At 45.0% G+C, this 22,115-nt stretch carries 17 protein-coding genes; 5 read left to right on the forward strand and 12 right to left on the reverse strand.

Annotated elements, in window-relative coordinates; genetic code table 11:
• Positions 1-6: 6 nt before the first annotated feature.
• The 3 genes from AAGR14_RS00415 to AAGR14_RS00425 form a co-directional block, all read right to left on the reverse strand.
• Complete coding sequence (locus AAGR14_RS00415) at positions 7-3,213, reverse strand: efflux RND transporter permease subunit (protein WP_342646615.1); 3,207 nt, start codon at positions 3,211-3,213, stop codon at positions 7-9.
• A gap of 23 nt (positions 3,214-3,236) precedes the next feature.
• Positions 3,237-4,373, reverse strand: a complete 1,137-nt coding sequence (locus AAGR14_RS00420; protein WP_342646616.1) for an efflux RND transporter periplasmic adaptor subunit — start codon at positions 4,371-4,373, stop codon at positions 3,237-3,239.
• Positions 4,374-4,626: 253 nt separating this feature from the next.
• Entirely contained in the window at positions 4,627-5,229 is a 603-nt protein-coding gene (locus AAGR14_RS00425) for a TetR/AcrR family transcriptional regulator (protein WP_342646617.1), read from the reverse strand.
• A gap of 213 nt (positions 5,230-5,442) precedes the next feature.
• Between AAGR14_RS00425 and gltX the strand changes: the two genes are divergently transcribed.
• Positions 5,443-6,963 carry a glutamate--tRNA ligase gene (gltX, locus tag AAGR14_RS00430; protein WP_342646618.1) on the forward strand — a complete coding sequence of 507 codons (1,521 nt, stop codon included), beginning with the start codon at positions 5,443-5,445 and terminating at the stop codon, positions 6,961-6,963.
• Between the two features lie 71 nt (positions 6,964-7,034).
• Here the strand turns inward: gltX and AAGR14_RS00435 are convergent, their stop codons facing one another.
• The 9 genes from AAGR14_RS00435 to AAGR14_RS00475 all read right to left on the reverse strand — a co-directional run bounded on the left by AAGR14_RS00435 (position 7,035) and on the right by AAGR14_RS00475 (position 15,663).
• Positions 7,035-7,208, reverse strand: a complete 174-nt coding sequence (locus tag AAGR14_RS00435) for a hypothetical protein (RefSeq protein ID WP_342646619.1) — start codon at positions 7,206-7,208, stop codon at positions 7,035-7,037.
• Between the two features lie 46 nt (positions 7,209-7,254).
• Positions 7,255-9,420, reverse strand: a complete 2,166-nt coding sequence (locus AAGR14_RS00440) for a xanthine dehydrogenase family protein molybdopterin-binding subunit (RefSeq protein WP_342646620.1) — start codon at positions 9,418-9,420, stop codon at positions 7,255-7,257.
• Positions 9,421-9,432: 12 nt separating this feature from the next.
• A complete protein-coding gene (locus tag AAGR14_RS00445) occupies positions 9,433-10,413 on the reverse strand; it encodes a xanthine dehydrogenase family protein subunit M (RefSeq protein ID WP_342646621.1) in 981 nt (326 codons plus the stop codon).
• Entirely contained in the window at positions 10,410-11,054 is a 645-nt protein-coding gene (locus AAGR14_RS00450; RefSeq protein WP_342646622.1) for a (2Fe-2S)-binding protein, read from the reverse strand. Before AAGR14_RS00450 ends, AAGR14_RS00445 begins: the two co-directional genes overlap by 4 nt.
• A 192-nt stretch (positions 11,055-11,246) precedes the next feature.
• On the reverse strand, positions 11,247-11,981 hold the full coding sequence (locus tag AAGR14_RS00455; protein WP_342646623.1) for a CpsB/CapC family capsule biosynthesis tyrosine phosphatase: 735 nt from the start codon (positions 11,979-11,981) through the stop codon (positions 11,247-11,249).
• Positions 11,982-12,064: 83 nt separating this feature from the next.
• The gene (locus tag AAGR14_RS00460) at positions 12,065-12,424 is read right to left on the reverse strand and encodes a hypothetical protein (protein ID WP_342646624.1); all 360 of its coding nucleotides are present in this window, start codon (positions 12,422-12,424) and stop codon (positions 12,065-12,067) included.
• A 48-nt stretch (positions 12,425-12,472) separates the two neighbouring features.
• The gene (locus AAGR14_RS00465) at positions 12,473-12,946 is read right to left on the reverse strand and encodes a DUF2059 domain-containing protein (protein WP_342646625.1); all 474 of its coding nucleotides are present in this window, start codon (positions 12,944-12,946) and stop codon (positions 12,473-12,475) included.
• A gap of 6 nt (positions 12,947-12,952) precedes the next feature.
• Complete coding sequence (locus tag AAGR14_RS00470; protein WP_342646626.1) at positions 12,953-14,074, reverse strand: heparan-alpha-glucosaminide N-acetyltransferase domain-containing protein; 1,122 nt, start codon at positions 14,072-14,074, stop codon at positions 12,953-12,955.
• Positions 14,075-14,148: 74 nt separating this feature from the next.
• Entirely contained in the window at positions 14,149-15,663 is a 1,515-nt protein-coding gene (locus AAGR14_RS00475; protein WP_342646627.1) for a serine hydrolase, read from the reverse strand.
• Positions 15,664-15,765: 102 nt separating this feature from the next.
• On the opposite strand from AAGR14_RS00475, the gene AAGR14_RS00480 reads away from it, so the two are divergent.
• From AAGR14_RS00480 to AAGR14_RS00495, 4 genes are all read left to right on the forward strand, one after another.
• Entirely contained in the window at positions 15,766-17,946 is a 2,181-nt protein-coding gene (locus AAGR14_RS00480) for a S9 family peptidase (protein WP_342646628.1), read from the forward strand.
• A 282-nt stretch (positions 17,947-18,228) separates the two neighbouring features.
• Positions 18,229-19,200, forward strand: coding sequence for an aldo/keto reductase (locus AAGR14_RS00485; protein ID WP_342646629.1), 972 nt, complete (start codon positions 18,229-18,231; stop codon positions 19,198-19,200).
• Between the two features lie 2 nt (positions 19,201-19,202).
• Entirely contained in the window at positions 19,203-20,012 is an 810-nt protein-coding gene (locus AAGR14_RS00490; protein WP_342646630.1) for an AraC family transcriptional regulator, read from the forward strand.
• 182 nt (positions 20,013-20,194) lie between these two features.
• The gene (locus tag AAGR14_RS00495) at positions 20,195-22,051 is read left to right on the forward strand and encodes an SIR2 family protein (RefSeq protein WP_342646631.1); all 1,857 of its coding nucleotides are present in this window, start codon (positions 20,195-20,197) and stop codon (positions 22,049-22,051) included.
• Positions 22,052-22,115: the final 64 nt, after the last annotated feature.

Raw genomic sequence — 22,115 nt, forward strand, 5'->3', positions numbered from 1 at the left:
TTGTGATTAATAGTCTTGCAACTGGTAAGGTTCAGGCTTCGAATGGTCGGCTGATGTATTATTATCGCCATTTAGCACTGCCAAAGGCACTCCGGTAATCCGCTCTTGCAGGCCCTGGAAGATGACAAACAGTACCGGAATAATAAATAAACCCAGTATTACACCTGATACCATACCACCGGCTGCACTCATACTGATAGAGTGGTTACCCTGCGCCGACGGACCGGTGGCAATACTCATTGGGAACAAACCAAATACGAATGCCAAAGAAGTCATTATAATAGGGCGTAGCCTGAGCCTGGAAGCTTCCAGTGCCGAGTCGATCAGTCCATGGCCGGCTTTGCGACGCTGAACGGCGAACTCCACAATCAAAATGGCGTTTTTGGCCAGCAAGCCAATGAGCATAATCAGGGCTACCTGTACATAAATGTTATTTTCGATGCCTGTAAGGCCTAATACCACAAACACACCTAATATACCGGTAGGAATAGAAAGGATAACTGCCAAAGGTAACAGGTAACTTTCGTACTGTGCTGATAATAAAAAGTAAACAAATACTAAACACAAGGCAAACACAATAGCCGATTGTCCGCCCGACGAAATCTCCTCGCGGGTTTGACCCGAAAACTCGAAGGCAAACCCTTGCGGCAGTTGTTCTTTAGCGGTTTCCTGTATAGCGCGGATGGCATCACCAGAGCTGTATCCCGGCTTAGGGATGGCATTGATCTGTATAGAGTTAAACAGGTTATAACGTGATGCCGTTTCTGAACCGTAAACCCGGGTAAGGTTAACCAGCGTATTGATCGGCACCATTTCGCCTTGTTTGTTTTTAACAAATACACGGTCTATAGAGGCCGGGTCGGTACGGTCGGCAATATCGGCCTGCACCACTACACGATAGTATTTGCCAAAGCGGTTAAAGTCTGACGCCTGGGCGCTACCGAAGTACGCCTGCATGGTTTGCAGAATATCTTTAACGCTAACACCTAACTGGTTGGCCTTATCATCATTTACTTCTAATTGTAATTGCGGGTAATCGGCTTTAAAAGAAGTAAAAGCGTAAGCAATCTCCTTTTTCTGCATTAGCTTACCAATAAAGTTATTGGCTATGCCGCTAAATTTGTCCAGTTTACCGCCGGTTTTATCCTGCAATACAAAGTCAAGTGCTTCAACGTTACTAAAACCTGGTACAGTCGGGAAACTGAATACAAAAAAGGTACCCCCGCTTACAGCAGCCAGTTGGCCCCTGATTTCGTTTTGGATAGCTTCGATGTCTTTTACTTTACCACGCTCTTCGTTGGGTTTCAGCAATACGAAAGCTACCGCGGCCGATGGGCTGTTAGAATTGGTTAACAGGTTAAAACCTACTATTGACGTAACAAACCTTGATGATGGCAGTGCCCGCAATTTATCTTCGGCAACCTGCAGCACTTTGGTAGTGCCATCTAGTGATGTACCTGATGGAGTAGAAACGGATATAGCCACAAAGCCTTGGTCTTCGGTAGGGATAAAGCCCGATTTGGTGGTGCTTACCATGTAAACGGTTAACGCAGTTACCACGGCCAGGGCACCCATGCTTAACCATTTGTGTTTAACCAGCAATTTAAGGCCGCCTACATAACGATTGGTAATATTATTAAAGGCGGTATTAAAACCAGCATAAAAACGGGTTTTAAAGTTTTGTTTAGTTTTATGCTCTCTGGCAGGTGCATGGTTGCTTTTCAAAAATAAAGCAGCCAAAGCAGGGCTCAAAGTCAACGCGTTTACGGCCGAAATAACAATGGCGATAGACATGGTAAAGGCAAACTGCCGATAAAATATACCTGTTGAGCCCGTCATGAAACCAACCGGTAAAAATACCGCTGCCATAACCAGGGTGATAGAAATAATAGCACCGGTAATTTCGTGCATGGCTTTGGTGGTTGCCACTTTAGGAGCCAGGTGCTCGTGCTCCATCTTGGCGTGTACAGCCTCTACCACCACAATGGCATCATCTACCACAATACCAATGGCCAGTACCAGTGCAAAAAGCGTAAGCAGGTTGATAGAAAAGCCAAACAGGTTCATAAAAAAGAACGTACCCAAAATAGCTACCGGGACAGCAATAGCCGGAATGAGTGTAGAGCGGAAATCCTGTAAAAAGATGAACACTACGATAAACACCAATATAAATGCCTCAACCAACGTATGCTCTACTTGGTTAATAGATTCATCCAGTGCTGTTTTAGTACGATAAAATTGGTTGTACTTTATGCCAGCCGGAAAATCTTTCGAGGCTTTTTCCATCACCTTGTCTACCGCAATTTGGATGTCGTTGGCGTTAGATCCGGCTAATTGAATTAAACCAATAGCAATACCGTCTTTACCGTTTAAGTGGGTAATACTGGAGTACGAATAAGCGCCCAATTCTACGCGGGCTACATCTTTTAGGTGCAGTATTGAGCCATCAGCATTGGCACGGATGGCAATATTATCGTAATCTTCAGGGCGGGTAAGTTTACCTTTATACTTAATAACGTACTCAAAAACTTCCTTACTGCGTTCGCCCAGTTTACCCGGCGCAGCCTCCAGGTTTTTATCCTGAATAGCAGCCATTACCTCAGCAGGCGTAATTTTGTAAGCCGCCATTTGGTTGGGGTTAAGCCATACCCGCATAGAGTAATCTTTTACACCGCCAAAAATAGAAGCCGAACCAATACCCGGAATACGTTTAATTTCGGGAATAATGTTGATTTGGGCGTAGTTGGCCACAAAGGTTTGGTCATATTTTTCAGGGTCGTCGGTGTATATACCTACTGCACCAATCAGGCTGTTTTGCTGTTTGGTGGTAGTAATACCTTGTTGTACCACCTCGGCAGGTAATTGACTGGTAGCCTGGGCCACCCGGTTTTGCACATTTACCGCAGCCTGGTCGGGGTTGGTGCCTTGTTTAAAGTAAACGGTAATGGCCAATGAGCCATCGTTACTGGCAGTTGAGCTCATATAGCTCATGTTTTCCACACCGTTGATGGATTCTTCGAGCGATGGAGCAACCGAGCGTAATACCGTTTCGGCGTTGGCACCGGGGTAAATAGCGGTAACCAATACCGCCGGTGGCGCAATATCCGGAAACTGCTGCAAAGGCAGTTTGAATAAACCCAGCACACCCACAATCACCAGTAAAATGGAGATCACGGTAGAAAGCACTGGCCGTTCTATAAATTTTTGAAACATGATGTTGAAGTTTAGTGTAAGGGTTATTTTTTAGTAACGGCAGCAATTTTATCAGCCGGTTTATCTGGGCGTATCACAGCACCTTCCTGTAAGTGGTCAACACCGCTTAATACAATTTGGTCGCCGGCTTTAAGGCCATTGGTTACCAGGTAATTGTCGCCGCTTTTGCCGCCAACGGTAATTGGTACTCGTTTTACTTTATTGCTGTCGGCCAGGGTAAACACAAATATTTTATCCTGCATTTCCAATGTGGCCGATTCCGGTACCACCAATACATTATCATGCTGCAGGCTCAGGCGTATTTTGCCGGTATTGCCTGACCGTAACAAGCCATTAGGATTTACAAAGTTGGCTCTAAGGGTAATGGCTCCGGTAGTTTTATCAAACTGGCCATCAATCATATCAATGTGGCCTGTTTTAACATAAGCACTGCCATCAGCCAGTAATAAATTTACCGGTGGCAAATGCTTCAACTTGTCTTTTAGCGTCTCGCCGGGATACTGTTCTTTAAAATGCACAAAGTCTTTTTCGCCCAGAGAGAAGTACACATGCACGTTATGCACGTCCGACAGTTGGGTAAGTTCCTGTGCATCCTGCGGACTAACAAGGCTGCCTTGCTTTTTAAGCAAGCGGCCAATGTAACCGCTAACCGGTGCTTTAATTAGAGTATAGCCTAAGTTGATACGCGCTGTTGATACATTGGCTTTGGCCGACTCTACATTGGCTTTAGCTACCTGATAGGCTGCCTGCGCATTTTTTAACTGGTAGTCTGATATTACTTTATTGGCTACCAGTGGGGTTAACTTGCTAACGTCGAGCTGGGCATTGGTTTGCGCTGCTTCTGCTGCGTGTAAGCTGGCTAAGGCATTGTTAAGCGCAGCTCTGAATGGCTGTTCGTTTATTTTAAATATAGGCTGGCCGGCAGCTACGTAAGCGCCTTCGTCTACATAAACTTTATCAAGCGCGCCGCTAACCTGCGGACGCACTTCAACGTTTACTGTGCCTTCAATAGAGGCCGGATACTCCTGATAGGTAGTTTGTGTGGCCGAATTTACACTGGCTACCGGTAGTAAGGGTGGCGGAGGTGCCTGGGCAACTTCGGGTTTAGGTTTGCAACTATATAAGGTGAGGATGCTGATTGCTAAGATGAGATTTTTCATGATGTTGTTGTTTGGCGTAAGTGTGGATATAGGATAAGTTTAATAATTAAGCAATTTGATGATTTGATTAATGAGTGGAGCGCTGTCTGAGGCAAGTTGCCAGAACGTTGATTTAATGTTATTAAATCGTTTAACAGCGTTAAGTTTATGTGACAGGCAGGTGGGTTTTGTATTCATGATGTTGAGATTTACTTAATTTTTATATTTAACAGTGTTAAATTATCTAACACTGTATATTATAGGCAAAAAAAATTTATGGCGTGATAGATCTGATAATACCGGTTATAGCGTCACGCAATACCTGACGGTTAATATCGTCCGAAGAATTGCGGCCTAAAATATTGATAGAGATTAGCCCATGTACTACCGACCAGAAAGTATAATACTTGGTACATATTACATCCGAGTCCATATCCTCAATATGCATTAACTCGCCAATAGCAGGTGTAAATGCATCCCACGGTAGTTCGGCCTCGGGCAACTGGTTCACTAATTCGCAACAGCAATTAGTAGATACCCCAAACATCACCTGGTACAGTTCTTTGTTATCAAAAGCAAAATTCCAGTAAGCCAGCCACATGGCTTCTAACTGTTTTGCCGGTGAGCGGTGCTCGGCTTTGGCCTGTTGTAGTTCGCGGTCTAATAATAAAAAGCCTTTGCGTGTAAGTTCCAGCAGTATGGCTTCTTTGTTCGCAAAATATTCGTAAATGATAGGGGCGGTATATTCAATAACATCGGCAATTTTGCGTAAGCTCAAAGCCTGCCATCCTTCCTGCTTTACAATTTGCAGGGCGGCATCCAGAATGTTAATCCTGGTTTCTTCTTTTAAGCGTGCTATACGTTCTTTACTTGCCATTGCTAATCAGTGTAAATCATTTAACACTGTTAAGCAAATGTACAACGCCAAATAAATCACCGTTTCATTTAATTGTCATTAAAAATTTAAACTGGTCTTTTAAATGATAAATAGGCATGTGAAAGGCTGATTTATAGGCTTTATTTTGATGGGATTCCTTTTTTTGACAGTAAGCCAATCAGCATACTGCTCAACTAAACTTATATTTGTTGCATGTCAAATCAACAAGTAAGGGTGCGTTTTGCACCCAGTCCTACCGGTGGTTTGCACCTGGGTGGTGTACGCACGGTATTATTTAATTACCTGTTTGCCCGTAAACACAACGGCACTTTTATCTTACGTATTGAAGACACCGATCAAAACCGTTACGTGGAAGGTGCCGAAGCCTATATATTTGATTGTTTAAAATGGTGCGGCTTAAATCCTGACGAAAGCGCACTTACCGGAGGCCCATTTGCGCCTTACCGCCAGAGCGAACGCAAACCGCTTTACCGCGAATACGCCGAAAAACTGGTGATGCATGGCCATGCCTATTATGCGTTTGATACGCCCGAAGAGCTGGAACAAAAGCGCAAAGAGGTACCTAACTTTCAGTACGGTAGTGCTTACCGTAACGAGATGCGTAACTCTTTGAGTTTGACTGAGCACGAGGTGGAGCAGTTATTGAAAGACGGTACACCGCACGTGGTCCGTATAAAAATGCCGGAAGATGAAACTATCAGTTTTGTTGATATGCTTCGCGGACCGGTTAGTTTTGATACCAATACGGTTGATGATAAAGTGTTACTAAAGGCTGATAATATGCCGACTTACCATTTAGCGGTGGTAGTAGATGATTATTTGATGAAAATTTCGCATGCTTTTAGAGGCGAGGAGTGGTTGCCATCGGCACCGGTGCATCTGTTATTGTGGGAATATCTGGGTTGGAAAGATAGCATGCCCGAGTGGGCACATCTGCCCTTAATATTAAAACCTGATGGCCATGGCAAATTAAGCAAACGCGATGGCTCACGTCTGGGCTTTCCGGTTTATGCGATGAGCTGGACCGATCCTAAAACCGGCGAGCTGACACCTGGTTTCCGTGAGTTAGGTTTTTTACCTGAGGCATTTTTAAACCTGCTGGCGATGTTGGGCTGGAACGATGGTACCGACCAGGAAATATTTACGCTTGATGAATTGGTAAGCAAATTTTCGATGGACCGGGTGAGTAAAGCTGGTGCTAAGTTTGACTATGAAAAAGCCAAATGGTACAACGCTGAGTGGATTAAAAAGATAGATAGCGACAGATTAGTGGCCGAATGTAAAGTTGCCTTGCAAAATAAGGGCATCACGGTTGAGAGTGATGAATATCTGGCAAAAGCGATTGAACTGGTAAAAGACCGCTTAGTTTTAATCAACGATATTTACGAGCATGCCTGGTACTTTTTTAAGCAACCTGAGGAGTATGATTTAAATGCCGTTAAGCCAAAATGGAACGAGACTAAGACAGAGCTGTTTAAAACATTCATTAAACAAATCGAGGAAACCGAAAATTGGAGTGCGGCCGACTTAGAAAATAACTTTAAGGCTTTAATCGCCGAAAAAGGATTAAAGGCGGGTGATGCCATGCTGCCATTACGGGTGATGCTGGTGGGCGGTAAATTTGGTCCGCATGTATTTGACATTGTGGCGCTGTTGGGTAAACAGGAAACTATTGCCCGTGTAGAGAAAGCTTTGCAAGCTTTTACAGCCTAATACATTGTTGTAAAATAATAAGGCCCGGTTTGCTTTCATGCAAGCCGGGCCTTCGTTGTAAATGTCTTTTGTTAGTTTTCCTTCCGGTTTTGCAGGCTGTTGATTATAAATCCGATAATTAGCCCAATGGCAAGGCCAACAACTAATTTACGTGTAGCAATACCAAGGGCAAGACCAAGTATCAGGCCGATGGCGATATAATTTCTTTTAATTTTCACTCTAATCAATAATATAAAAAATCCCATCAGGTTTTATGTTGATGGGATTTAATCTTAATTATTTGGTGATACGTTAACTTAACAATTTATCAGGAGTGATAGGTAATTCGCGTACACGTTTACCGGTGGCATTGTAAACGGCATTAGCCACCGCAGCCGACATGCCGATTAAAGCAATTTCGCCCATGCCCTTGGCGCCCATAGGGTTTACTTTATAATCGGGCTTGTTTACAAATAAAGCTTCAATCTGCGGAATATCAGCATGTACCGGAACATGGTAACCTGCCAGGTCGGCATTAACGTAGCGGCCAAACCGGTGGTCAATCACGCCTTCTTCCATCAGGGCCATACCAATACCGCCTATAGCACCGCCTATTACCTGGCTGCGTGCTGTTTTAGGACTTACAATATGACCGGAATCGGCTACCGATACTACTTTGTTAATGCGTACTACACCGGTTTTTGGGTGAACCTTTACCTGCACAAAATGCACAGAATAGGAGTAGCTCGAAAAATTACGCATCTCCGAACTGCCTGATGAGGTAATAGTCACGTCTAACTGTGGCAGGTTTTTATCTTTTAGTACCTGTGCGTAATCCGGTTTATCGGTGCCACCGTTACCTATTAGCTGCTGAAATTTTTCCTTCAATGCTACACAGGCATCATGCACTGCACCACCCACGGTTGAGGTAATCATAGAACCACCTTGTGTTGGGGATGGCGGCAAGGATGAGTCGCCCAACTCAAAATTAATTTTACTGACTGGAATACCGGTAAATACTTCAGAAGCTATTTGTGTCATGGCAGTGCCTGTACCTACGCCAATATCGGTTACCGAAGTTTGCAGTAACAATGTACCATCGCTTTGCATCGTGGCTTTTACGGTAGCGCGGCCACGACCGGCACCAAATACGCCCGACCCCATGCCATAACCAATTAACCAACCATCTTCTTGTATTGAGCGTGGCTTATTTTTGCGGTTCTGCCAGCCAATTTTATCGGCTCCCATCTGGTAGGCTTCTTTCAGATATTTGGTGCTGAAAGGCTTCCCGTTTTCGGGGTCGGTATCGGCATGGTTGCGTACACGCAGTTCAATGGGGTCCATGTTGAGCTTATCAGCCAGTTCGTCTATCGCACATTCCAAAGCAAAAGCGCCGGTAGCTTCGCCTGGGCCACGCATCCAGGTAGGTGTGTTTACATCAACAGGCGTTATTTTATAAATAGTACCTACGTTGGGGCAAGCGTACATAAAACGTGTCATGTTAACGGTGCCTTCGGTAAACTCTTCAAAGCTTGACGTTTGTGCACGGGCTTCATGAACAATATTGGTTAATTTGCCATCAGCAGTAGCTCCAATATTTATTTTTTGCCAGGTATACGGGCGGTAGCCAACTGTGTAAAACTGCATTTCGCGGGTAAGTACCAGTTTAACAGGTCGCTTTATTTGTTTGGCAGCCATTACGGCAGCAATTTCGTGCGGCCAGGTACGCAGGGCGTTACCAAAAGCTCCGCCTACAAATTTGGCAGTTACCTGTACATTGTCGGGCGGGAGCTTGAATGCTTGTGCTATGGCGTTTTGGGTAGATTTTACGCCTTGGGTTTTGTCATAAACGGTTACCTTATCATCGGCCGTCCAATGGGCAATAATGGCGCTTAGCTCCATCGGGTTATGCACATCAATGGGCACTACATATTCAGTTTCCAGTTTTACCGGGGCGCTTTGCCAGTCGTCGGGCGTGCCGCGTTTGTAGTCGGAAAAGCGCGGGCCTTTAGGTGTGGCGGCTTTATCTAATACTTTAGAGGTATCTGTTTGGTGCGGCTCTTTATTATATTCAGCCTTAACCAGCGATGCCGCGTAGGTGGCCCTTTCAAAGCTATCTGCAATCACCATAGCTACCGGCTGACCATTATATTTTACCGTATTATCTACAAATAGCTTTAACGGACCGCCGCCGGTTGGAGGTTTGCTTGGGTCGCCGCCGGTTTGATAGCCGGGAACCTTGGGCGAATTTAAGTAGGTGAACACGGCTAAAACACCAGGTGCTCTTTCGGCGGCTTTAGTATCTATGGCCTTGATAGTGCCTTTGGTGATGGTGCTGTTGGCAAAAACGGCGTAAGTCATGCCCGGCACTTCAAACTCGGCAGCATATTTAGCGGCTCCGGTAACTTTAAGCCGGCCATCTACCCGGTCAATACCCTCGGTAAAGGGCGGTATATTTAAAAGTTCTTGCTGTTTCATGAGGATGATGGTTTATACTAAGCCTGCTGCGTGGGTTAATGCCTCAGTGATGGAGGCCGGTGCCATTTGAAGTTTAAAAGCATTGTCTTTAAATGCTTTGGCTCCCTGCATGGCAACCTGCGCTGCCTGCTCAAAAGAGGCTACCGTAGCCGGTTTGCCTTTTAACAATTGCTCCGCGGCTGTTAAGCGCCATGGTTTATGCGCCACGCCACCCATAGCCAGCCGGGCATCTTTGATAATACCATTTTGAATATCTAAAGCCGCAGCTACTGATATTAAGGCAAAGGCATAAGAAGCCCGGTCGCGCACTTTGAGGTAATAACTGTGTTGCGCAAAATTATTGTTGGGTATTTCCACGCCGGTAATCAGCTCGTCTTTGGCCAGGTTATTATCCAGCTCGGGTGTAGTGCCGGGCAGGCGATGAAAATCAGCAAATTTTAAATGTCTTGTGCCTTTACGACCCTGTATCAGTACGGTAGCATCCAGTGCTGCCAATGCTACACACATATCACTGGGGTGTACCGCAATACATTTATCGCTGAACCCAAAAATGGCATGCATCCGGTTAAAACCTTCTTTAGCGCCGCAACCTGTACCGGGTGCGCGTTTATTACAGGGCATGGCGGTATCGTAGAAGTAAGGGCAACGGGTGCGCTGCATCATGTTACCGCCTACAGTGGCCATATTACGTAACTGTGCTGACGCACCAGCATTTAAAGCTTGTGATAGCAGCGGGAATTTGGTTTTCACCTGCTGGTCTTCGGCTACCTGGCTATTTAAAGCCAAAGCGCCGATATGTAAACCATTGCTGATGCCCGAAATGTTACGCAACGGGAGTTTGTTGATGTCTACCAGTTTATCGGGAGTCATCACACCGTGCTTCATTAAATCGACCAGGTTACTGCCCCCGGCAATAATTTTAGTGCCTGGTTGGGCTATAGCTGCCAAAACGCCTTGCTGGTTGGCTGGACGAACGTATTGAAACTGCTTCATACCTGCTGACCTCCGTTCTTCACTTCCTGTATAGCATTTACAATGTTGGGGTATGCTCCGCAACGGCAAATATTACCGCTCATGTACTCCCTGATTTCCGTTTCCGAGTTGGCATGCCCCTCGCGGATACAGGCTACAGCCGACATGATTTGCCCCGGCGTACAGTAGCCGCATTGAAAGCCATCGTGCTTAATAAAGGCTTCCTGCATGGGGTGCAGTTCGTCGCCTTTAGCCAAGCCTTCAATGGTAGTTACCTTTTTACCATCCACCATCATGGCCAGGGTAAGGCAGGAATTAACCCGGTGCCCGTCAACATGCACGGTACAGGCGCCGCATTGCCCGTAGTCGCAGCCTTTTTTGGTGCCGGTTAAATGCAGTTGCTCACGCAGCAAATCAAGTAGGGTTACCCGTGGTTCAACAGATAAATTATGTGCAGTGCCGTTTACCGTAACATCAAGCGAAAGCTTTTCAAATGCGGCGGCAACCTTTTCATCGAGGTGGTTTTCGGCGGCTTTAACTGCTACGGCAGGCGTAAGTGCTACAGCCGTAAGCAGCGACGATTTTTTTAAAAAATCACGCCGTGGGTTGTCTTTCGGCTGAAGGGTATCTTCAGCTTCAACCCCTTTATGTTGGTCTTCCATAAGTTAATTGGATTTACGTATAGCAAGCTACCTGTTTTTATTAAAAGCTTTTAACAAAAGGTTTATTTATACTGATTCCAAAAAAGGAAAATGCCCTTTGCATAATCATAAAGGGCATTTTGCGGAAGTTTGAATTTAATTAAATCTAAAATCTGCCAAGCCGGATTAAACGTTTTCGAAATTAAACTTAACTTATAACAGGGATATATTTTGTAATTGACCGGCGTCTTTTAGTTTTTTTAAATAAGGAGTTTGCAACGCATTTTTAAACGCCGCTGCATGGCGCGGGTGATGCATATCGCTGGAGATAAAATCAATATATCCGCCGTCTACCAAAGCCTCAGCCGACCGTTTTATTTCTTTACCATAATAGCCTGTAAGGCTAATGGTATTTAACTGGATGCGGCAACCCCATCCCTTCAGATTCTCCACCTCTTCGAGTGACAAATAAGGATAACGTTCGGGATGAGCCAGGATTGGCGTGAGGCCTTTATCCACAATTTTTTGTACTGTGTAAATCAGATTGGGTGGTTTGGCTGTAAAGCCAGTTTCGAACAATACATATTGATTTTTAATAAGCATGAGCTGCCCGTTGTCAATCAATTTTAAGAAGTGCTCGTCAAAATAATGCTCGGCAGCGGCCTCAATGGGTATATCAATGCCTTCGGCTTGCAGGTGTTCGTTTAAGCGGGTAAGGGCATCAAAAATGCTGTCGGCATCATTTTTAAAATAATCTACCATGATGTGCGGGGTAGCAATAACTTTTTTGATACCGGCCGCCATCATTTCTTTGATCAAAATAGCTGAATCTTCAACCGTTTGTGCGCCATCATCAATACCGGGTAACACATGCGAGTGCATATCAACCGACACAAAGTCGTAATCAAAAATTTCTACTGGTTCTTTCTTCTTAAAAAATCCGAACATAAGTGCATAAACGTCAAACTGTCTGCCAAAGTTATCATTTTTGTTAGCGGCTGTCTCATGGTAGTTTGTATAAAAAAGTTGTTTTAATTAGCGAGTGAATTTGGCACAATCAAATTAAAAAAGTTTTTTGCCCATTCAATATCATCTTGGTGCTTTAATGAGATAACACAAAGAAGAATCTTATTACCCGATTTTTTTACGCCTTTAAGCTGCCATCCGTTTGCGCTCTCTGATACAGTTGGTTCAACGTTATGGAGGTTGGGTAATAAATGATTATTATTAGAAATGAGTAACGTCGAGAAATAAATTATTTTATTTGAACCTTCATCAACAAACTGTATTGAGTCGTCATTATCTATCTCTTTAAAGCCATTTAGCTCCCCAATATTCCAATGAGATAGAAAGGAATTAGTATTGCTTTTTCTTTTGAACCAACTAAGCATACATAACGTTTTTTGATAAAAGCATCAGGAAAAAATCAAAAGGCATTACTATTTTCCCATTTCGGCCTGTATGGTTTGCTGCAATTCGGGCAGGTGGGCCTGTAGTTTTTGCTGAGCAATGGCCATGCCTTTTTGCTGCAATGATGGCAGTTTTTCGATGGTTTTTTTGCCTACTGGGGTTAAGTAAAAACGGGTTATTTCCTTTAGCTCGGCTTCGGTAAATTCCTCGGCATAAATCCGGGCCATTTCCTGCTTAAGGTCGGTAAAGCTCATGTACTTGCTCAAAAAGGTAAGCATAATGGTTTTAAACTTCGCCTTTTTATCTTCCGGTATTTGAGAGCTGGCGGCAGTTACCATGTTGGCATATATGCTGCTCATCTGCCTTTCGATATTGCTGGCTGCAATTAAATCTTCGGCAGCTTTAAGTTGTGATGGTTTTATTGTGGCAGTGGTTTGTGCCTGAGCAAAAGATGCTGAAAGCAGAACGAACAGTGCGCCGATAAGTATTGATTTTAAAGTCATTGCTAGTTATATTTTTATAAAAATGCGTTTGTTATACATCACCCATAAAATCATCATCCACACCAAAACATAGGCAATGGCCCAGGCCAGCGATGCATTAAGGGGAGAAAAATGAGGAACAAAAAATTGCTGGTAAAGGGCATTGCTTAAACTGGTTTTGCTGCCGTCGTGATTTACCATAATGCGGTTCATGCTGCGGGCCGCCAGGCCGGATACTACAAAAACCGTGATGGCATTTACGCCATATACCACAAAGGGTTTAATAGCTTTTTGGTACCCCTCAATATCTATCAGCCAATAGCAAAGCGCAAAGAAAAGCAATCCGATACCACCGGTAAACAGCACGAAAGAACTGGTCCATAAAGCCTTGTTGATGGGCAGCCAAATATTCCATAGTAAACCGGCAGCCATTAGTAAAGCTCCGGCTGCCAGCATGCCGTAAACTTTTATTTTAGGAGAATACGTTGGGTGTTTGAGCCAGGTGCCGGTGAGCACGCCCAGTAACCCGGTGGCAATAGCAGGCAGCGTACTTAAAAGGCCTTCAGGGTCCCAGGTTTTACTTTGCTTCCACAAGTGTGCAGTCGTAAACACGTTGCGGTCCAGCCAGGCACCTAAGTTGGTTTCGGGCTGGAGGCTGGCTACGCCGGTATCAGGTACCGGTACTTTAGTCATCAGTAAATGATAGCCCACTAAAATAATTATGGCTAATATAGCCTGAAAACGGTAGCCCGATTTGATAAAAATTAAACCGCAGATGAGATAGACTACGGCAATGCGCTGCAACACGCCGGGAAACCGCAGGGTTGAAAAATCCCAGTTTAAAAAGAACGACATAAACAGCCCCAGGGCAGCAATAATCAATGCCCGCTTTAAAATTTTAACCATGAGCCTGCCATGATTTTCGGGCTGTTGCTTGGCCGTTTGCATGGCAAATACGATGGAAACGCCCACGATAAACAGGAAAGACGGAAACACCAAATCGGCCAGGGTGCAGCCGTTCCAGGCGGCGTGTTCTAACGGAGGGTAGATGTGACCCCAGTCGCCCGGGTTATTTACCAGGGTCATAATCATTACGGTAAGACCCCGAAAAACATCGAGCGATTGCAGGCGCGAAGAGGTATTAGTCATGTTCGAAGCGGTTAGTAAGGCTTAAATATAGTAGTATTTAAGTGAACCGCTCAGCCCATAACCAACACCCGCATTTATTTTTTCTTGAAATCGTAAGGAGCGTATTCCACAAAATCAGACACTTTTATCCGTACACCCGTTACTTTATTGTTTTGAACGGTAAACGGAAAAACCGTGCGCCCGAAGGTTGGGTCCGAAAAGGTCGCATAAAAACGGTTGCCGCCCAATGGCTGCAGGCGGGCAAACATTTTAGGGTGATGCTCAAAGCGTACGTCCAAATCGTTAGCATCGCCTTTGGTAATGGTAAGGTTACCATACAACTCATTGCTGTATTTGCCGGTGTACTCATCCAGGCTAAGCGCCGGGCGGGGGTTAAGCAGTGTACTGTCGCGCCAGGCTTTTTCTTGCTGCAATACGCGTTGCTGGCTGTTACGTACTACGTTTAAAGCCGTATTGCTATGGTTTACAAATGGGCGTTTAAGGTAAGCATCAATAATGTCCAGGTTAACGGTTTCAATCAGGTTGTTCTGGTCGGTGTTAGTTAAAATAACAATGCCCAGGTTTTGGTCGGGTACCAGCGTTACCGACGATACAAAGCCGTTTACCCCACCGGTATGCATCACCATACGGTGGCCTTCGTAACCCTTTAAAAACCAACCTAGGCCGTACGCCGTAAAGCCGCCTTCTTCGTCGCTGCCTACCAAATCCTGCGGTTGGCGGGTAGCCCGGATGGCTGCTGCAGGAATAATTTCTTTAGGGCCAACCTTGCCATTATTGAGTAAGGCCATTACCCACTTGCTCATATCGGTAGCTGATGAGCTGATGCTGGCCGCAGGGGCCAGGTTATCAATCTGAGGGTAGGGTATAGCGGTCAACCGGCCATCCACCAGCGTATGTGCCGCCGATTTATTAAACGAGGTAGCCAGGCTGGCCGATAAAGCCACCGTGCTGCTCATCCCCAAAGGGGATAAAATAGTTTCTTTGATATAGTCTTCCCATGGTTTGCCTGCTGCTTTGCCAATTACTTCGCCTGCGGTTAAAAAGGCAGCATTAGTATAGCCCCAGCGACTCCTGAAGGGGTACATGGCTTTAATGCGGCTCATGCGCTCCATTACGTCTTTGCGGGTAAGGTCGCTGGTCCAGTAAATAAAATCGCCCTGAAAGGTGCCAAAGCCAATACGGTGGCAAAGCAAATCGCGCAGGGTTACCATGTCGGTAGCGTCTTTGTTGTTCAGTTTAAAATCGGGCAGGTATTTGGTTACCTTATCATCTAACTGCAGCTTGTTTTGCAGTTGCAGTATGGCCATGGCCGTAGCGGTAAAGGCCTTGGTGTTGCTGCCAATCATAAACAGGGTATTCTCGTCTACCTTGGTAGCCAGGCCCAGTTCTTTAATACCGTAGCCCTTGCGCAAAATAATACGCCCGTCTTTCACAACACAAATGGCAGCACCCGGCACCCGCCAGTTGGTCAGGGCCTTATTGAGGTAGTTATCCAGGCTATCGGTAATAAAGCGGCTGCGGTTGGCGTTTTGGGCCCATGTAAATTGGTGCAGCAGGCAGCAGATGAATAAGAGGTATAATTTTTTCATAAAAAGGCATTAACCGCTAATTGTATTAAAGTATTATTTTAACGCAATTTTTCAGGCTGCATTACACCAGCAAGCCTGTGTAATTTTAATAATTTTATTGATATGAACATGAAATTTTGCCAACGGGTTTTGGTTGTTTTGTTTTCGGCAGGTACCATGCTGATACAAAGCCCCGTAAAGGCACAAGGCTTGCAGTGGGCCGCTGATGGTTACCACTATTACCGGGCAGTTAACGGAGAAATTGCCGAACTCGACATCCGCGATGCGGCCAAAAAAAATGTACTGGTTGACCGTGCTGCGCTAACACCGGCAGGCAAGTCGGCTATTGCCGTAAGGCGCTTCTTTTTTTCGGACGACAGGCAAAAGGTGCTGATTAACACCAATACCCGCCGCGTTTGGCGCCAGGATACCCGGGGAGATTACTGGGTGTACGACATCAAAACCAAAGCATTGACCCAGTTAGGTAAAGGCAAGCCCGAAGCATCGCTGATGTTTGCCAAAATATCGCCCGATGGTACCAAGGCTGCTTATGTAAGCGGGCACAATATTTATGTAGAAGACCTGGCCAGCGGTGCCATTAAACCTTTAACTACCGATGGCACAGCCCGGATGATTAACGGTACCTTTGACTGGGCCTACGAAGAAGAATTTGATTGCCGCGACGGTTTCCGATGGTCGCCGGATAGCCGCAATGTGGCTTACTGGCAAATTGATGCCACCAAGATCAGGAATTACCTGATGCTGAACACTACCGATTCGGCTTACTCGTTTACGGTGCCGGTAGAGTACCCGGTATCTGGTACCGACCCAAGCTCGTGCAAAATTAAAGTAGTGAACGTAAACGATAGTAAAACCATCAACGTAAATGTACCGGGTGATGCCATACAGCACTATATTCCGCGGATGGAGTGGGCCGGCAACGGTAACGAGCTGGTGCTGCAGCAACTGAACCGCGCACAAAACGAAAGCAAAATTTACATCTGTAATATATCAAGCAATGCCTCGCGAATAATTTACCAGGAGGCCGACAAAGCCTGGATTGATGCCAAAAACGACCCAATAGGCTGGGACTGGATTGAGAAAGGTAAAAAGTTTATCTGGCTGAGCGAAAAAGACGGCTGGCGCCATGCCTACAGCATTGATCGCTTTGGCCAAACCAAACTGTTAACCAAAGGCAACTATGATGTGGTAGACATTAACCTGATTGACGAAACCAACGGTTTTATCTACTTTATGGCATCGCCCGAAAATGCTACCCAGCGTTACCTGTACCGGGTAAAACTAAGCGGTGGCCCTTTGCAGCGTGTATCGCCGGCTAACCAGCCGGGCACCCACCGTTATGATATTGCGCCTAACGGTTTAGTGGCTATCCACTCGTTTAACAATAGCTACACTGCACCAGCCACCGAAACCATCAGTTTGCCTGCGCACCAGCCGCTTAATGGGCAACCTACCACGATTAAAGTCGACCCATCGGCCGTGAAAAATAGGCCGGAGTTTTTTACCGTGAAGACCGAGGATGGCGTAAGCATGGACGGCTGGATGATGAAACCTGCCAACTTTGACCCCTCTAAAAAATACCCTATTGTATTTTACGTATACGGCGAACCGGCTTCGCAAACTGCTGCTGATACGTATGGTGCAGGTTATAACCGCGAATATGCCGGCAACATGATGAACGATGGGTACATTTATGTATCGATGGATAACCGCGGGTCGCCGGTGCCTAAGGGCCGCGAGTGGCGCAAGTCTATTTACCGCAACATTGGTATCCTGAATGTGCGCGACCAGGCCATGGCTGCTAAAGAATTGTTTAAGCGTAATGCCTTTATTGATACCTCGCGCGTGGCCGTTTGGGGCTGGAGCGGTGGCGGCTCATCAACCCTTAACCTGATGTTCCAATACCCGGAGATTTATAAAACCGGTATTGCCGTTGCTGCCGTAGGTAACCAGTTAACTTACGACAATATTTACCAGGAGCGCTACATGGGCGTACCTATTGACGAAGAAAGCCGCTCGTACTTCATCAAAGGATCGCCGGTTACGTACGCTAAAAACCTGCGTGGCAACCTGCTGTACGTACACGGTACCGGCGACGATAACGTGCACTACAACAACGCCGAGCAGCTGATTAACCAGTTGGTAAAATACAACAAGATGTTCCAGCTGATGTCGTATCCTAACCGTTCGCACGGTATTTACGAAGGCGAAGGCACCAGCCAGCACCTACAGGCCACCTATACCAAATTCCTGCGCGAACACTGCCCTCCAGGCGCCAGATAAGCATAATGTATTCATAAACACGAAGAGCTTCCTTAAAGGAGGCTCTTTGTGTTTTAAGTTATTAGGTGATTCAGTTACTAAGTTATTCGGTTATCAGTTATTGAGTCTTAAATCAAATTATCTTTTCCCATCAGCGTAATCAAAAAGAAATCAATGAAATCACTCTTCAATCAGCGAAATCACCAATCTTGAGCCACCCAGACAAGTAAATTGAGCCTTGCAGGTAATTAATGATTTTGTAGTTGCCTCATCTTTGTAATGTTAAAACACAAAAAGTCAACTATGAAAACTATCGAAAAAATTAATTTAGGGCAAAACGGCCCGCTGGTGAGTAAACTGGGGCTGGGCTGTATGCGCATGTCGTCTATCTGGGGCGGACCAACGCCTGATGAAACCGAGAGCATCGCCACCATTCACGAGGCGCTGGATAACGGTATTAACTTTTTAAATACTGGCGACTTTTACGGGGCCGGACACAACGAAATGCTGATTGGCCGGGCCATTAAACACCGCCGTGATGAGGCTTTTATCAGCGTAAAATTCGGCGCTATATTTCATAACGGGCATTGGCTGGGTATGGACTTGCGCCCGCTGTCTATCAAAAACTTTATCAACTACTCGCTTACCCGTTTGGGGATAGAGACCATTGATTTGTATCAGCCCAGCCGCATGGATGGCAGCGTACCGGTCGAGGATATTATTGGCACCGTGGCCGACCTGATTAAAGAAGGCAAGGTGCGCCATTTAGGGGTATCAGAAATTACGCCCGACCAGTTGCGCCAGGCCCATGCCGTACACCCGGTTACCGCGCTCGAAATTGGCTACTCGCTGGCCGACCGCCAGATTGAGCACGATTTGCTACCCACCGCTAAAGAGTTAGGCATCGGCGTAATAGCCTTTGCCAATACCGCCGAAGGTTTGCTGAGCGGCGATATGAAAGCCCCGCTACCCGAAAACAGCTACCAAAGCCATTTTCCGCGCTTTCAGGGTGATAATCTGGTGAAAAACCTGGAAAAAGTAGAGGTGTTAAAGCAGCTGGCGCAGCAAAAAGGCGTAACGCCTACTCAACTGGCTATTGCCTGGGTTAATGCACAAGGCCAGCACATCATGCCGCTGGTAAGCATGAGCCGCCGCAGCCGCCTGCCCGAAAACATCGAGGCCATGCACCTTACCTTTACACCCCAGGAACTGAATACTTTAAACACTACTTTTGCACCGGGCGCCATTGTGGGCGGCACTTATTTACAACGCTAAAAATGACCAGTCCAGCAGAGATATTACCGGGGGTGATTTTTTATTCGTACCTCTCGGCCGAACGGAAAGAGAAGGTTTGCTTTTGGAACCACCCCACGCTGGTATTTCAGGTGTCGGGCCGGTTTACCATGGAAACTGTGGGGCAAACCATTACCATGACCGGCGGCGATGTGCTGCTGATTGGCAAAAACCAGGCGGGTACGCTTATTAAAACGCCGCTGCCTGGCGCTAACTACGAAACCATTGTAATATCGCTGCAGGAAGACCTGATGCGTAAAATAGCGCTGGAAGAAAAAATAGAGGCGGACCGCAAGTATATTGGTCCGCCTAATTTGTTGATACCAGTGAACGAGTTTTTGCAGGGGTACTTTCAATCCATTGTGCCTTATGCCCGCAGCTCGGGCGCGGCCATGACCGACGAGATGGGTATTTTGAAGGTGAAAGAAGGGGTGAAGCTGTTACTGTTGGCCATGCCTGCCCTGCGCAACTTTTTGTTCGACTTTTCGGAACCGCATAAAATAGACCTCGAAAAGTTTATGCTGCGCAATTTTCATTTTAACCTGCCGGTCGAAAAGTTTGCCCAGCTTACCGGGCGTAGCCTGGCCGGCTTTAAGCGCGACTTCCAGAAAACGTTTGCCATGGCACCCCGCCAATGGCTGCAGGATAAACGCCTTACCGAAGCCCGCCGCCTCATCGAACACCAGCACCGCAAACCCACCGCCATTTACCTCGATCTCGGCTTCGAAAGCCTCTCGCATTTTTCGCATTCGTTTAAGAAGAAGTTTGGGAAAGCGCCGACGGAGTGGGGGTGAAAACATATCAGATGGAGCTTTTTAATAAAAGTTTAAGAACGTTAGAATTTATGTTAGAATTATCAATAAAAAACTATTGCTTTTAAATAAGGGAAACATTCCGAAAAAGATATTTGAGTTTATACAGTTTTTCAACAAAGATTTATAGAAGCGGTAAAAGATTTTAATTTTACTGAATGAGGTTGGATAGTATTTTAAAGCTAATAAGAAAAGAAGATGTAGCAATTTGGATCGGTGCTGGCTTTTCAATGTATGCAGGATTCCCATCGGGTGCTCAATTACAAACCAAATTAATGGATGAGTTATCTGAGGATGAAAAAGCACAACTCGGCTCTGCTCCTTCATTACGTCAAACGGCAGGCGCTTTAGTTGCTTTGCAAAACGGATCGCGGAATACACTTAATAGAGTATTGCGAAAAGAGTTTGATCGTAAGCCGGAGGCAACTCATTTACATGAAATGTTGAGTCGCATTCCTCACTTTAAGCAAATCATTACAACCAATTATGATTCTTTGATTGATGGTAGCTATGCCCATCGCGCTGTTATAGTCAGAACGGGAAGAGACGTGCCGGATATTGAAGTGGGTTTGCCAATCATTTACAAGCCCCATGGAGATTTGAGTAATATGGGGGGTATCGTCATAACTGATGATGACTATGCTAAATTCCAAACTATAGATTTAAAAGATGCCTTTTGGAGTTCCCTCTTAAATGTTTTTGCAACAAAAACTTTATTGTTCCTTGCTTATGGCTTTGAAGATGAAAACGTCTGGTCTTGGATTGATGTTGTAGATAGGGTTGTTGGCGATAACCGTAAGCAACGCTTTTTGGTTGCACCCAACTGGCCCGAATTGAAGAGGAAAAAATTGGAGCAGCGAAAAATCGAGTATATTGATATGAATGCTGACAGTTTTTTAAATAGACTGGATGAAACATTAAAGCTAAATCTTGCCGCTGATTTAGAAAATAGAACAGTATCTCAAGATACTTTTAATCAGTATATGCAACTTCATGACTTCAACTCCGTCATCAGTAATGAAGGTGGTGAGCCTAAGTTAAGTAGTCTTAGCCGCCCCAACGGATTAAGTAAGCAAAAAATTAATTTTACAATCTCAGATGAGAAAATTGCTAAGCAAATAAATCGATTGGTAAATGAGGGTATTGGCAAAAAGGTGTCAATACCATTACAAAGCCTAGCAAGCCTTGAATATTTTGTAGAAGATTTTAAAATGAATCTTGGCCTTAATAACATTTCGGAGTTAGTTGTAATGACGCTGCCTAACAAAAGAAGCTGTGCTATAGATTTACCTGAAGATGATATCTACATAGAAAATTTCAACTTAGAAATAATCAAAATCAGTGATAAGAAGATTAAGATAGAAGCTGAAATAGATACATTCGGATTTATTGTAAAATTTGATTTTATAAAAAATGGCTTTGAGGTAAATCTTAATTTAAAAAATCCAAAGGTGCTTCCATCCACTAATAAAGGGATTAAGATATTTACAGCGCTGGCTATGTATTATACTGGAAGAAAAGCTATAGCATTCGTTGATGGTGTTAAGTACGATATAACAGCAGAAAAAATAAATGTAGAGCCAACATATTTTAAGGAAATGTTAAACTTCTTCCAAAATTTAAGAGTACTCGAAAAAGCTTTTGAAATACGTTTCGAAGGTTCTGTCGCCGATTATTCACCATCTGTGCTTGCCCATGCAGAGCATTTAGCTAATATTGTAAAGAATGGTATGCATGAAGTAGCTTTAGATAATCCTTTTCTTCTAAAGATAAAATTCTATGAGTCCTTAAAGCAAATCCCTCCAGGAGGAACGCTTGTTTTTGAAGCTAATAAAAAGGTTACAGGCAAGCTTCTAGGAAAGGATTTGGATTTTGGTGACTCAGGAATTGAAATTACCGATCCCATTATCTCGGTCGATCCTGAATCAGATAAGATTTGGATTGTTAAAAGCGAGACAAAAAAATATAGAATACGCTATGATAAGCTAACGCCTTTTAAGGATCTTAAAAAAATCCAATGATATTAATTGCTCAAGAGTAAGTTCAGTCATTCAACAACGACAAGTTTTCATACTTACTTCTGAT

The sequence above is a fragment of the Mucilaginibacter sp. CSA2-8R genome (assembly GCF_038806765.1).
Classification (GTDB): Bacteria; Bacteroidota; Bacteroidia; order Sphingobacteriales; family Sphingobacteriaceae; genus Mucilaginibacter.

Bases quoted from the DNA above. Each gene is read 5' to 3' on its own strand.
- AAGR14_RS00415 (WP_342646615.1), bottom strand. From the start codon at position 3,213: ATGTTTCAAAAATTTATAGAACGGCCAGTGCTTTCTACCGTGATCTCC.
- AAGR14_RS00420 (WP_342646616.1), bottom strand. From the start codon at position 4,373: ATGAAAAATCTCATCTTAGCAATCAGCATCCTCACCTTATATAGTTGC.
- AAGR14_RS00425 (WP_342646617.1), bottom strand. From the start codon at position 5,229: ATGGCAAGTAAAGAACGTATAGCACGCTTAAAAGAAGAAACCAGGATT.
- gltX (WP_342646618.1), top strand. From the start codon at position 5,443: ATGTCAAATCAACAAGTAAGGGTGCGTTTTGCACCCAGTCCTACCGGT.
- AAGR14_RS00435 (WP_342646619.1), bottom strand. From the start codon at position 7,208: ATGGGATTTTTTATATTATTGATTAGAGTGAAAATTAAAAGAAATTAT.
- AAGR14_RS00440 (WP_342646620.1), bottom strand. From the start codon at position 9,420: ATGAAACAGCAAGAACTTTTAAATATACCGCCCTTTACCGAGGGTATT.
- AAGR14_RS00445 (WP_342646621.1), bottom strand. From the start codon at position 10,413: ATGAAGCAGTTTCAATACGTTCGTCCAGCCAACCAGCAAGGCGTTTTG.
- AAGR14_RS00450 (WP_342646622.1), bottom strand. From the start codon at position 11,054: ATGGAAGACCAACATAAAGGGGTTGAAGCTGAAGATACCCTTCAGCCG.
- AAGR14_RS00455 (WP_342646623.1), bottom strand. From the start codon at position 11,981: ATGTTCGGATTTTTTAAGAAGAAAGAACCAGTAGAAATTTTTGATTAC.
- AAGR14_RS00460 (WP_342646624.1), bottom strand. From the start codon at position 12,424: ATGCTTAGTTGGTTCAAAAGAAAAAGCAATACTAATTCCTTTCTATCT.
- AAGR14_RS00465 (WP_342646625.1), bottom strand. From the start codon at position 12,946: ATGACTTTAAAATCAATACTTATCGGCGCACTGTTCGTTCTGCTTTCA.
- AAGR14_RS00470 (WP_342646626.1), bottom strand. From the start codon at position 14,074: ATGACTAATACCTCTTCGCGCCTGCAATCGCTCGATGTTTTTCGGGGT.
- AAGR14_RS00475 (WP_342646627.1), bottom strand. From the start codon at position 15,663: ATGAAAAAATTATACCTCTTATTCATCTGCTGCCTGCTGCACCAATTT.
- AAGR14_RS00480 (WP_342646628.1), top strand. From the start codon at position 15,766: ATGAACATGAAATTTTGCCAACGGGTTTTGGTTGTTTTGTTTTCGGCA.
- AAGR14_RS00485 (WP_342646629.1), top strand. From the start codon at position 18,229: ATGAAAACTATCGAAAAAATTAATTTAGGGCAAAACGGCCCGCTGGTG.
- AAGR14_RS00490 (WP_342646630.1), top strand. From the start codon at position 19,203: ATGACCAGTCCAGCAGAGATATTACCGGGGGTGATTTTTTATTCGTAC.